Origin of the sequence: Actinoplanes sp. NPDC051346, from assembly GCF_040682215.1 — a bacterium.
Taxonomy (GTDB): domain Bacteria; phylum Actinomycetota; class Actinomycetes; order Mycobacteriales; family Micromonosporaceae; genus Actinoplanes.
This window is the reverse complement of sequence record NZ_JBFBAJ010000010.1, coordinates 131,586-143,857: the sequence shown is the minus strand read 5'-3', so window position 1 is coordinate 143,857 and position 12,272 is coordinate 131,586. Positions and strand designations below refer to the sequence as shown.

The 12,272-nt window shown below is 72.8% G+C and carries 8 protein-coding genes; 6 read left to right on the top strand and 2 right to left on the bottom strand.

Going from position 1 to position 12,272, the window contains the following annotated elements; all coding sequences use genetic code 11:
- Nucleotides 1-10 precede the first annotated feature (10 nt).
- From AB0M36_RS24640 to AB0M36_RS24630, 3 genes are all read left to right on the top strand, one after another.
- On the top strand, nucleotides 11-382 hold the full coding sequence (locus tag AB0M36_RS24640) for an acyl dehydratase (protein ID WP_364161606.1): 372 nt from the start codon (nucleotides 11-13) through the stop codon (nucleotides 380-382).
- A complete protein-coding gene (locus AB0M36_RS24635; protein ID WP_364161307.1) occupies nucleotides 379-1,539 on the top strand; it encodes a lipid-transfer protein in 1,161 nt (386 codons plus the stop codon). Before AB0M36_RS24640 ends, AB0M36_RS24635 begins: the two co-directional genes overlap by 4 nt.
- Nucleotides 1,540-1,657: 118 nt before the next feature.
- Nucleotides 1,658-4,000 carry a fibronectin type III domain-containing protein gene (locus AB0M36_RS24630; protein WP_364161305.1) on the top strand — a complete coding sequence of 781 codons (2,343 nt, stop codon included), beginning with the start codon at nucleotides 1,658-1,660 and terminating at the stop codon, nucleotides 3,998-4,000.
- Nucleotides 4,001-4,064: 64 nt separating this feature from the next.
- On the opposite strand, the gene AB0M36_RS24625 is transcribed toward AB0M36_RS24630, so the two are convergent.
- Together AB0M36_RS24625 and kstD are read right to left on the bottom strand one after the other, a co-directional pair.
- The gene (locus AB0M36_RS24625; protein WP_364161303.1) at nucleotides 4,065-7,187 is read right to left on the bottom strand and encodes a M4 family metallopeptidase; all 3,123 of its coding nucleotides are present in this window, start codon (nucleotides 7,185-7,187) and stop codon (nucleotides 4,065-4,067) included.
- Between the two features lie 94 nt (nucleotides 7,188-7,281).
- Complete coding sequence (gene kstD / locus AB0M36_RS24620) at nucleotides 7,282-8,922, bottom strand: 3-oxosteroid 1-dehydrogenase (RefSeq protein WP_364161301.1); 1,641 nt, start codon at nucleotides 8,920-8,922, stop codon at nucleotides 7,282-7,284.
- 56 nt (nucleotides 8,923-8,978) lie between these two features.
- On the opposite strand from kstD, the gene AB0M36_RS24615 reads away from it, so the two are divergent.
- Genes AB0M36_RS24615 through AB0M36_RS24605 form a run of 3 tightly spaced genes read left to right on the top strand, consistent with a single transcriptional unit; the run spans nucleotide 8,979 to nucleotide 12,264 of the window.
- Nucleotides 8,979-10,595, top strand: coding sequence for an FAD-binding protein (locus AB0M36_RS24615; RefSeq protein WP_364161299.1), 1,617 nt, complete (start codon nucleotides 8,979-8,981; stop codon nucleotides 10,593-10,595).
- Complete coding sequence (locus AB0M36_RS24610; RefSeq protein ID WP_364161297.1) at nucleotides 10,579-11,352, top strand: 2-keto-4-pentenoate hydratase; 774 nt, start codon at nucleotides 10,579-10,581, stop codon at nucleotides 11,350-11,352. Before AB0M36_RS24615 ends, AB0M36_RS24610 begins: the two co-directional genes overlap by 17 nt.
- Before the next feature lie 15 nt (nucleotides 11,353-11,367).
- On the top strand, nucleotides 11,368-12,264 hold the full coding sequence (locus AB0M36_RS24605; protein WP_364161295.1) for an acetaldehyde dehydrogenase (acetylating): 897 nt from the start codon (nucleotides 11,368-11,370) through the stop codon (nucleotides 12,262-12,264).
- Nucleotides 12,265-12,272: the final 8 nt, after the last annotated feature.

Genomic DNA, 12,272 nt, shown 5'->3' with positions numbered 1-12,272 from the left:
CGACTCGCCGGTGGAGACCGTGCTGCCGACCTGGGAGCTGGCGGTGACACCCACCGTCGTGATCAGCACAGCCCTGGCCACCCGCGACTTCCAGGACGTCCACCACGACCGCGACGCGGCCGTGCGGCGCGGGGGCAAGGACATCTTCCTCAACATCCTGACCACCACCGGCCTGGTGCAGCGTTACGTCACCGACTGGGCCGGACCCGAGGTCACCCTGCGCGGCATGGACATCCGGCTCGGCGCGCCGTGCCACGCCTACGACACGCTCACCTTCACCGGGCGGGCGAGGGTCGCCGCCGACGGCGAGCGGGTGGTCAGCGTGAGCGGCCGCACGGCGGGCGGCGAGCACGTCGCCGCGACGGTCCGGGTGGCGTCGTGATCGCCCGCAGCGCCGCCATCGCCGGCATCGGCGCGACCGAGTTCTCCAAGGACTCGGGTCGCAGCGAGCTGCGGCTGGCCGTCGAGGCGGTCCGCGCCGCCCTCGACGACGCCGGCCTGCGACCGAGCGACGTGCAGGGCATGGTGACGTTCACCATGGATGGCAACGCCGAGGTCGCCGTCGCGCGCGAGCTCGGCGTGGGCGAGCTCAGCTTCCTCAGCCGCATCGCGTACGGCGGAGGCGCGGCGTGCGCGGTCGTGCAGCAGGCGGTGCTCGCCGTGGCGGCCGGCCTGGCCGAGGTGGTGGTCTGCTACCGGGCCCTCAACGAACGCTCCGGCCGGCGGTTCGGGCGGGCGCAGGCGCAGGCGGGCACCACCTCCGCGGACGTCGACGCGGGCTGGCACTACCCGATGGGACTGGCGACACCGGCGGCCATGGTGGCCATGGTGGCCCAGCGCTACCTGCACGACTACGGCGCCAGCACGGACGACTTCGGCCGGGTCGCGGTGGCGGCCCGCCGGCACGCCGCCACGAACCCGCACGCCTGGTTCCACGGCCGCCCCATCACCCTCGACGACCACCGGGCGTCGCGGTGGATCGCCGACCCGCTGCGGCTGCTGGACTGCTGCCAGGAGAGCGACGGCGCGGTCGCGCTGGTCGTCACGTCCGCGGAACGCGCCCGCGACCTGCGGCAGCCGCCCGCGGTGGTGTGCGCCGCCGCCCAGGGCAGCGGCCCGGATCAGTACGTGATGACGAGTTACTACCGCGACGAGGTCGCCGCCCTGCCCGAGATGGGTGTGGTGGCCCGCCAGCTCTGGCGGCAGTCCGGGTACACGCCGTCGGACGTGCGCACCGCCGTGCTCTACGACCACTTCACCCCGTACGTGCTGATGCAGTTGGAGGAATTGGGGTTCTGCGGGCGCGGCGAGGCCCGGCACCTGGTCGCCGACGGCGGCATCGAGCTGGGGGGCCGGCTGCCGGTCAACCCGCACGGCGGGCAACTGGGCGAGGCCTACATCCACGGCATGAACGGCATCGCCGAGGCGGTCCGGCAGGTGCGCGGCACCGCGGTCAACCCGGTGCCGGGGGACGGTCCGGTGCTGGTGACGGCCGGCACCGGGGTGCCCACCAGCGGCCTAGTCCTCGCCGGCGACTGAGGGGTTCTCCAGACTTGAGCTGAGCTTGAGGTTGGATGGAGAACGTCTTGAAGCACGCTGCCGATCTCCTCATTACCAGCGAGCCGCAGGGCCGCTGATAACGGGAAGATGAGGGAACATGGGCGTACGAATCCTGGCAGGAACTGGCGCAGCCGCCATTGCCGCCTCGCTGGCCTTGTCGCCGGCACCGGCGGTTGCGGCGGACGCTGCCGCGGCGCTCCCGGCTCCGCAGGGGTTGACGGTGACGCGGGCCGCCGACGACGCCAACAAGATCGTGATGTCCTGGCAGCCCGTCACGGGCGCCGAGTTCTACCGCATCGACACCGTCACGGGCACCACCGAGACCGTCACGTTCGTGCCCGGCAACACCACCAGTTACACCGTCGCCGCGCCCGGTGGGCCGTGCGTCGAGCACAAGATGCGGGTGGCCACCGAAGGGGCCAACGGTCCCGGTGAGTACAGCCCCTTCGCCGTCGCTCGCACGCTGGCCCCCGGCGGCATCATGAACGCCGTGCCGGGTCGCACCGGCACCAACGGCACCACCGGCACGATCAGCTGGGACCAGCCCGCCTGGGCCGGCGAGGGTGGCCTGACCGGCTACCGCATGCAGCTCGTCCGCTACTCCGACAAGGTCGTGCTCTCCGACCAGGTCACCACCGCGACCAGCCACCAGTTCCCGAACCTGGACCCGACCCGCACCTACCTGGTGCAGGTGTCCCCGTTCAACGAGCACGGCACCTGCGCGGACCTGATGGGCAAGTCGCTGATCGACAAGCACAAGCCCGCCAACCCGAGCGACGCCGTCGCCACCCGCCGCCCGAACTCCACCCTGGTCGACGTGACCTGGAAGGCGCCCACCACCGGCGTCAACCCGGACTACTACCTGCTCGTCTACGGAGTCGACAAGCCCAACCAGGCGCAGATCAAGGTCATGGCCCCGGCCACCGCGGGCACCCTCAACCTGGCCCTGGGCAAGAACTGGGTCGTCGACGTCCGGGCCTACAACGTCAACGGCAGCGGCTCCACGCTGCTCAACGTCACCGATCCCACCGCACCCGTGATCGTGCCGCCGGTCGTGACCCCGCCGACCCCGCCGGCCCCCGAGAAGACCCCGCCGACCATCACCGCGGCCCTGACCCGCGGCGCGGACCGTAACGGCTGGCACAACGGCCCCGTCTCGGTCATCTTCACCTGCGTCGACGCCCAGTCCGGCATCGCGGACTGCTCCTCGCCGGTCACCCTGAACGCCGACGGCAGCGACCAGGTCGTCACCGGCACCGTGACCGACAAGGCCGGCAACGTCGCCACCACCAGCATGAAGGTCAGCCTGGACCGCACCGCCCCCACCTACACCACGTCGGTGGACGGCACCAAGAACGACGCCGGCTGGTACCGCGACGCGCCGACCGTCAACTTCGCTTGCGACGACGCCGCATCGGGTGTCGCCGAGTGCCCCGCCCCCGTCAACGTCACCACCGAGGGCGCCGACCAGGCCGTCACCCGCACCGTGACCGACAAGGCCGGCAACACCAACACCGCCAGCGTGAACGTCAGCGTGGACCGCACGGCACCGACCTACTCCACCACGGTGGAAGGCGTCAAGAACGACGCCGGCTGGTACCGCACCGCGCCGACCGTCAACTTCACCTGCGCCGACGCCGCCTCGGGTGTGGCGGAGTGCCCCGCCTCCGTGCAGCTGAGCACCGAGGGTAAGGACCAGAGCGTCACCGGCACCGTGACCGACAAGGCGGGCAACACCGCGGCCGCCGCGGTCAACGGTCTCCACGTCGACACCACCGCACCTACCTACACCACCACGATCGACGGCATCAAGAACGACGCCGGCTGGTACCGCACCGCCCCGAGCGTCAACTTCACCTGCGCCGACACCGTTTCCGGCGTCGCCGAGTGCCCCGCCCCCGTCACCATCACCGACGGCGTCGACCAGGGTGCCGCCGGCACCGTGACCGACAAGGCCGGCAACACCACCGCCGCCAAGGTGAGCGGGCTCAACGTCGACACCGCCGCCCCCGTCGTGCGGATCAAGGGCGTCAGCAACGGCACCAACACGCTGGCCGCGATGCCGACCCCGACCTGCGAGACCGTCGACGCCGTCTCCGGCGTGGCGAAGTCGGCCGCTCTGAGCGTGACCCGGGACCGGGATGGCCACTACACGGCCCTCTGCACCGGTGGCACCGACGCGGCGGGCAACGTCGCGGCCCCCGTGTCCGCCAGCTACACCGTGGCGCCGACCGTCACCGACCTGGTCGCGATGACGCTGCGCTACACCGCCGCCAACAAGGCCAGCAACGGCCTCGAGAAGGACCTGACCAACAAGCTGCAGCACGGGCAGTACGACCTGTACATCAGCAAGGTTCTGAAGGAGCCGACGGACAAGAAGGCCGGCCTCACCGTTACGCAGGCCGCCGAACTGGTCTACTGGGCCCGCCTGCTGGGCTGATCGAACCGCACAGCACGCCGAGCCGGACCCGCCAGGGTCCGGCTCGGCCTTTGTGCGTCGTGGGTCACTTCACCTTCAGCTTCACCGTCGAGCTGGTCGCGCCCGCGTTGTACGCGCTGCCCGGGACCACCGTGCGCAGTTTCCAGGTGCCGCGCTTGAAGGCCCGCGAGAACGAGTACTTCCCGCTCGCCGTCGTCTTCGCGCTCGTGACGGTCACCCAGCGGGAGCCGGACTTGCGTTGCAGGGTGACCTTGACGCCGGCGCGACCGGGCTTGGTCGTACCCGTAATCTTGATCTTCTTGTTGGCCTTGGGCCTGGTGGTGCTCGCCGTGACCGTGACCGCGTAGCGGATCGTGGTCGTGACCGTCGCCGACGTGGCCGGCCACATGCCGCTCGACCCGGCGAACTTGACCCGGTACGCGGTCGTGGTCGCGGGCGCCACTGTGTGTCGCCACCCGCCCTTAGCGTCGGCCTTGACGGTCGCGGCGCGGCTCCAGTTGCGCTGCCCGGCGGGAAGCTGCTCCAGCGTCATCAGCGCACCGGGCGCACCGGCCGCGCCGCCGCGGGTGACCTTGCCGCTGAGCGTGACGCGCTTGCCGTGGTCGACCGCGGTGGGTGCGGCGGTCACCGCGAGCGTGGTCGGCGTCAGGGTGATCGTCTTCTCCGGGCCGGTCCCCTTCGAGGTCGTCGCGCGGACTCCGATGGTGTACGCCTGGCGGACGTTCAGCCCGTCCAGGCGCAGCGAGCGAATCCGCGGAGCCAGCTTGGTCTCGGTGCCGGGGGAGACCCGGACGACGTAGCCGGTGATCCAGGCAGTGTCCGTGGTGAGCTCAGGCATGTCCCATTCCACCAGCGCGGTGCCGTTGCCGACCGTGCTGGTGACACTCCGTGGCTCACCCGGCTGGCGGGCAGTCAGGACCTGCCAGGGCAGTGCCTCCGTCACCTGGTCGCCGTCGGCGTCCGTGGCGGTTATCTCGGCCTTGCCGGAGCCGGCGGTGGTGGCGAACCCCGCGATGTCGGCGACGTAGGTGCCGTCGGTGCGGGACGTGACCGACAGCTCCAGGCCGGCGGGCAGGCCCGTGGCGGTCACCTTGAGGGACTTGTCGGGGTCCTCCTGGTAGTCGGGCACGTCGCGGAAGGTCACGCCGAACCTGCCGAAATCGCTCCCGCCCACGCGCATGATGCGCGCCGGGGTGATCGCGGTGACGACTGGCGGGCCCTTGACCAGCCAGAAGAGGTCCTTCGTGCCGACGTTGCCCTGCGGGTCGGTCGCGAGGACGCTGCCGCCGTACTCGCCCTTGGTCGTGGGTGTGCCGGCGATCAGGCCGGACGCGTCGATCGACAAGCCGGGCGGAAGGTTCGTCGCGGTGAAGGTGACCGCCTGTCCCTGGTGGTCCTTGGCGGAGACCTGCATGCTGAATGGCTTGCCCATGCGCGCGACCGTGGAGAAGCCGGGCTGTGGCAGTGGCAAAATCTCCGGGGCGCCGTACCGCGGATCGGAGCCGTCGACCCCGACCGCGAGCCACGCGGCGTTCACCGTGCGGGTCTCCAGGCTGTCCGCGCCGTACAGGTCGGTCGCGGCCCGCAAAGTCGCGTCGCGGGCGCCGGCGTAGATGGTGCTCGACACCATGTAGACGGTCAGCGCCCGGTACCAGATCCGCGCCGCCCGGTCGTTGCCGATGCCGGTGACCGGCGCCGCGTCGCCGCAGGGCGGGCTGTCGCCCCAGGAGGACTTCCCGCTGCCCACGGCGAGGGTGTAGAAGAACTTGTCGCCGATTCCCGCCGAGTCGTGCTCGTCGAGGTCTTTGGCCGCCGGTGTCCAGCAGGAGACCGACTCGCCGATCCGGCTCGGCTCGTCCATCCGGCGCATGGCGGGGGAGCCGCGCTCGGTCTTCTCGCCGATGAGGTAGTCCGGCGGGTCGGCGGGGTTGTTCGTCGCGAACTCGACCAGCGTGCCGAAGATGTCGCCGTTGGCCTCGCTCAGCCCGCCGGACTCGCCCAGGTTGACCAGGTTGCTGGTCTTGTCATCCAGGCCGTGTGCCATCTCGTGGCCGACGACGTCGAGCGGGGTGTACGGCTTGACCTGTGGGGTGCCGTCGCCGAAGACCAGGCATTCGCAGAACTTGTTCCACGCCGCGTAGTTGGCGTCGATGTCGTGATGGACGTACGCCGTCACACCCTTGCCGTCGTTGCCGATTCCCGCCCGGCCGAAGGTCTTCGACAGGTAGTCCCAGGTGCTGGCCATGCCGTAGTGCACGTCGACGGCCGCGGTGGCGCGGTCGGCCCGGGTGCCGTCGCCCCAGTTGTTGTCCGGGTCGATGAACTCGGCGAAGGTCTCGGGGCGGAAGGTGAAGCGCTTGTTCTGCGCGTCGCGGACAGTGGTGCCGCCACGGTCGGGGTCGACCAGCGTGTACGTGCCGTCGTCCCGCCGGGTGGTGCTCAACGGGACGTCGCCCACGTGCAGCCCGTGCCCGGTGCCCGCCTCGGCGGTGCGCACCTCGTCGTAGGCGCGCCGGACCTCTCCGGTCGTCGCGTCCACGACCACCACGAGCGCGCTCGGCGTCCCTGTCGCGGTCTGCCCGCTGACGGTGACCTCCCAGGCCAGGACCGGGGTTCCGGCGAAGGCGTCGACCACCTTCCGGGCGCTGGTGTCCGTACGGCGGCCGCTGAAGCGCTTCTCGGCGACGGCGATGGCCCGCTTCCGGCTCACCGTCGCGCGGTCCGGCACGTCGATCGCCTTCTTCTGTGCCACGGACGCGCCGACGAACTGGCCGTTCGCGGCCGAGTGGACGACGAAGTCGCCGCCCAGCACGGCAAGGCCTTGATGGGTACGCCGGAAGCGCACGTGGCGCGACCCGCCCGGATCCACCACGGCGTCCACCGCGCGGTACTTCTCGCCGGCCGCGGACCGGACGGCGGGGCCGTTGCGGCGGATCTGCGTCCGCGCGTCGTCGACCGCCCGGGTGCGCGTCACCCCGGGCTTCGCCGCCGCCTTCGCTGTCGTGGGCGTCGTCGCGTGCGATGCCGCCGGTCCGGGTGATGCCGACGTCGGCGACGCGGACGTCGCCTCGGTCCGGTCACCCGGCGAGCGGTCCGGGCCGTACTCCACCGCCACTGCTACCCCGGCCCCGGTCAGGACCAGAAGGGCGGCGAGCATGGCGGGGCCACGGCGAGGTCGTACTGCCATCTGATGTTCCCCCGTTGATCGATGTGCGGGCGGCACGATACCGGACCGACGCGACCGGGCCCATCGATGATCCGGAATGCCGGATATCCGGCACTTATCCTGTGGCGAGATCCACGGCGGCCAGGTAGCCGAAGGTCATGGCGGGTCCGAGCGTGGCGCCGGCGCCGGCGTAGCTGCGGCCCATCACCGCGGCGCTCGTGTTGCCCGCCGCATAGAGCCCGGGGATGGGCGTTTCGTCCTCGCGCAGCACCCTGGCCCGCTCGTCGGTGCGCAGCCCGCCCTTGGTGCCCAGGTCGCCGGGCACGACCTGGAAGGCATAGAAGGGCGGCTTGCGCACCGGCCCCAGGCACGGATTCGGTCGGTTTCGCGGATCGCCGTAGTAGCGGTCGTAGGCGGAGTCGCCACGCCCGAAGTCGTCGTCGCGGCCGCGGGCGGCGAACTCGTTGAACCGGTGCACGGTCGCGGTCAGCCCCTCGACCTCGACGCCGATCCCCGCGGCCAACTCCTCCAGGGTGCCGGCGCGGTGCGCCACGCCGGCGGAGAACCAGCGCCGGGGCAGCGACGTCCGCGGGCCGTGCCCCGCGAACAGGTAGCGGTCCCGGTAGGTCTGGTCGGTGACCAACCAGGCGGGCACGTGTCCCGGAGCGGCGAGCATGGCGTGCACGGCGTCCACATAGGGCGCCGACTCGTTGACGAACCGGCGGCCCGCGGCGTCCACCATCAGGCTGCCGGGCAGGTTGCGCTCGGCGAGGCAGAAGTACGGGCCACGGGTGAGCGGCAGCGACGGCCCCCACCACGCCTCGTCCATCAGGTCGAGCGCGGCACCCAGCCGCCGGCCCGCCTCGATGCCGTCGCCGGTGTTGCCCGCCGCGCCGGTCGTCCATCCGGCTCCGACCGCCTGGTACTGCTTTCGCATCCGCTCGTTGTGCTCGAACCCGCCGCTGGCGAGCAGCACACCTCGACGGGCACGCACCGGGACCGGCCGGTCGGCGGGCCCGACAAGGATTCCGGCGACGCGGTCGTCGTCGACGACCAGCTCCGCCATGGGCGTGCCGAGCCGGACGGGCACCCCGGCCGCGCGCAGACCGATACGCAGTCCGGCGGCGAGTGCCTGCCCCATGGTCAGCCTGCGTCGCCGCCGGAGCCGGGCGACGAGGCCGCCGGTGGCGAGCCGCGCCGCGGTCAGCACCGCCCGCGGGTGGCGGGTGCCGAGCGAGAGCCACCGGTAATCGACCGCGGTCACCGTGACGCCGGCCGGCGCGGCCCGATAGGGCGCGGCGAGCGTGTCCAGGTCGGGTCCGAGCAGGTGGGCGTCCAGCGGTCGCGGCTCGATGGACCGGCCGCCGGCGAGACCGCCGAACGCCTCCGGGTAGTAGTCCGGATAGCCGGGCACCCAGGCGAACGTGAGTGGGGTGTGCGTCCGGACGAGGTCGAGCATGGCCGGACCGTGGGCGAGGAACGCCCGCTGGCGGGACGCCGGCACCTCGGGCCCGGCGACGTGGGTCAGGTAGGCCCGGGTCGCCTCGGGGTCGTCCACGATGCCGGCCTGGCGCAGCACCGCGTTGCCGGGCAGCCAGAGCCCCCCGCCGGAGCGGGCGGTGGAGCCGCCGAACACGTCGGCCTTTTCCACCACGACGACGCTCATCCCGTGGTGGGCGGCGGTGAGCGCCGCCGTCATCCCGGCGGCGCCGCTGCCGACCACGACGACGTCATATTCCCGCTCCGGCATCGACACTAGAACAGGTTATAGTTATCGCCGCGGAGATGCCATCGAGACAGGGAAATCAGCCGATGACCGAGGCGTGGCACGAGACGGCCGACGTGGTGGTCGTGGGATTCGGCGCGGCCGGGGCCTGCGCCGCCGTCGAGGCGGCCGGGGCGGGCGTCCGGGTGCTCGTGCTGGACCGGTTCGCCGGCGGCGGCGCGACCGCGATCTCCGGCGGTGTGGTCTACGCCGGCGGCGGGACGCGGCAGCAACGGCAGGCGGGCGTCGCGGACACCCCGCGGGCGATGGCCGACTACCTGCGTCAGGAGGTGGGCGACGCCGTCTCGGCCGCGACCCTGCGGCGGTTCTGCGAGCAGAGCGCCGACATGCTGGCCTGGCTGGAGGAGCGCGGCGTGCCGTTCGACGCGAGCCTCTGCCCCGACAAGACCTCCTATCCCACCGATCGGCACTACCTCTACCACTCCGGCAGCGAACTCTCGTTCGCCCACCTCGCCCCGCCGGCGGCGCGGGGTCACCGCACGCACGCGCCCGGCGCTTCAGGGCGGGTGTTCCACGCCCGCCTCGCCGAGGCCGCGCGGGCGGCCGGCGCGGTGGTCCGGGTCCAGACCCGGGCGCACCGGTTGATCACCGCCGCCGACGGCGCGGTGATCGGCGTCGAGTGCCGCACCCTGCGAGACGCGCCGGCCTGGGCACGACTCGGCCACCGCGTTCTGCACCGCTGGTCGGTCAAGCCCGGTGTCTACCTGCCCGGCCTCGGCCGCGCACTGCACCGGCCGGTCGCCTGGCTGGAGCAGCGGTATTCCCGAAGCTTGCGGATCGGCGCCCGGCACGGCGTGGTGCTCGCCGCGGGCGGGTTCGTCTTCGACCGCCAGCTGCTCCGCGAGCACGCCCCGGACCACCGCGGCGGCCTGCGGCTGGGCACGCCCGGCGACGACGGCTCGGGCATCCGGTTGGGCACCGGGGTCGGCGCCGCGACCTCCCACCTGGACCGGATCAGCGTCTGGCGCTTCCTCACGCCGCCGTCGGCGCTGGTCGGCGGCCTGCTGGTGGACCGCGCCGGGCGGCGGATCTGCGACGAGTCCCGCTACGGCGCGGCGATCGGCGACGCCGTGCTGCGCTGCCCCGACCGGCGGGCCTGGCTGCTGGTCGACTCGGCGTTGCTGGCCGAGGCCCGCCGCGGGCTGCGCGGGCGGGCATCGTGGTTCCAGTGGCTCCAGGCGTGGTGGCTGCTCGGCGTCGACCGGGTCACGGCGCCGTCGCTCGAGCGGGTCGCCCGGCGGGCCGGGGTGGACGCGGCCGGACTGACGGCCACGGTGGACGCCTACCACGACGCCGCGGCGGCCGGCCGGAGCGACCCCGCCGGCAAACCGTCCGGGTCGGTCCGCCCGCTGCGCCAGCCGCCGTACTCGTTGATCGACGTCTCGATTCGCCCGCGGATGTTCGTGCCCGCACCCATGTTGACCCTCGGCGGCCTGCGGGTCGACGAGGGGACCGGACAGGTGCTGCGAGCGGACGGACGCGGCGTGTCGGGGCTGTTCGCGGCCGGCCGCACCGCGGTCGGCGTCTGCTCGCGCAGCTACGTCAGTGGGCTGTCGCTGGCCGACTGCGTCTTCTCCGGCCGGCGGGCCGGCCGGAGCGCGGCGGCCGAGGACCGGGGAGGTGTGCATGCTCACCGAGGCTGAACGGGTGACGCTGGCCGACCGACTGCACGCGGCCGAGCGCGACCGCGCGCCGATCCCGCCGCTGGTGCTCCAGCACCCGGATCTGACGGCGGCCGAGGCGTACGCGATCCAACTGCACAACGTGCGCCGCCGCGGCGAAACCGTGGTGGGTCACAAGGTCGGCCTGTCGTCGGCGGCGATGCAGCAGATGATGGGCGTCGACGAGCCGGACTACGGCCACCTGCTGGCCAGCATGCGGCTGTCCGAGACGGAGCCGGCGCGGGCGTCGCGCTACTGCTACCCGCGCGTCGAGATCGAGGTCGCCTTCCTGCTCGGCGCCGACCTGCCCGGAGCGGACTGCACCGAAGAGGACGTGCTGGCCGCCACCGAGGCGCTCGCACCGTCCATCGAGCTGATCGACAGCCGCATCGAGGACTGGAAGATCAGCATCGCCGACACCGTCGCCGACAACGCCTCCTCGGCCGGCTTCGTGGTCGGCGCGGCCCGGGTGGCGCCCGACGCCGTGGACGTGCGCGCCATCGACGCGGTCCTCTTTCGCAATGACGAGCCGGTGGCGCGGGGTCGCTCGGACGCCGTGCTCGGCAACCCGGTGACCGCCGTGGCCTGGCTGGCGCGCACGGTCGCCGGCTTCGGGGTGCGGCTGCGCGCCGGGCACCTCGTGCTGCCCGGTGCCTGCGCCCGGGCCGTGGACGTCCACCCGGGCGACGCGTTCCGGGCGGTGTTCACGGGCCTCGGCGAGGTCCGACTGTCCTTTTAGCAGGAGGAGGAGTCCATGGCCACGCTCACGGCCGCCATCGTCGGATCCGGCAACATCGGCACCGACCTGCTCTGCAAGCTGCACCGCTCGCCGCTGGTCGAGCCGCGCTGGATGGTCGGCATCGACGAGGACAGCCCGGGCCTGCGCCGCGCCGCCGAGCTGGGCCTGGCCACGAGCGCGGCCGGCGCGGACTGGCTGCTGGCCCAGGATCCGCTGCCCGACCTGGTCTTCGAGGCCACCTCGGCGGGCGTGCACCGAGCCAACGCGCCGCGCTACGCCCGGGCCGGCATCCGCGCCGTCGACCTCACCCCGGCGGCCGTCGGGCCGCTGGTGGTGCCGGAGGTCAACCTGCGCGCCCACCTGGACGCGCCCAACCTCAACCTGATCACCTGCGGCGGGCAGGCCACCATCCCCATGGTGTACGCGGTCTCCCGGGTCACCCCGGTCAGCTACGCCGAGATCGTCGCGACCGTGGCCTCCCGGTCGGCCGGCCCGGGCACCCGCGCCAACATCGACGAGTTCACCCGCACCACCAGCCGGGCGCTGGAGGTCGTCGGTGGGGCGGCGCGCGGCAAGGCCATCGTCGTGCTCAACCCGGCCGAGCCGCCGCTGATCATGCGGGACACGGTGTTCTGCGCGATCGACCCCGAGGCCGACACCGGCGCGGTGGCCGCCTCGATCGCGGCGATGGTCGCCGACGTGGCCCGTTACGTGCCCGGTTACCGCCTGCTCAACGAGCCGCAGTTCGACCCGCCGTCGCCGGCGACCGGCGGCCGGACCCGGGTCGGGATCTTCGTGGAGATCACCGGCGCCGGCGACCACCTGCCCCGCTACGCCGGCAACCTGGACATCATGACCGCCGCCGCGACCCGGGTGGGCGAGGAACTCGCCCGGGCCACCGTGCCCGCCTAGGAGACCGC

Coding starts and splice junctions, on each gene's coding strand:
- AB0M36_RS24625 (WP_364161303.1), bottom strand. CDS start 7,187: ATGGCAGTACGACCTCGCCGTGGCCCCGCCATGCTCGCCGCCCTTCTG.
- AB0M36_RS24610 (WP_364161297.1), top strand. CDS start 10,579: ATGCTCACCGAGGCTGAACGGGTGACGCTGGCCGACCGACTGCACGCG.
- AB0M36_RS24630 (WP_364161305.1), top strand. CDS start 1,658: ATGGGCGTACGAATCCTGGCAGGAACTGGCGCAGCCGCCATTGCCGCC.
- AB0M36_RS24615 (WP_364161299.1), top strand. CDS start 8,979: ATGACCGAGGCGTGGCACGAGACGGCCGACGTGGTGGTCGTGGGATTC.
- AB0M36_RS24605 (WP_364161295.1), top strand. CDS start 11,368: ATGGCCACGCTCACGGCCGCCATCGTCGGATCCGGCAACATCGGCACC.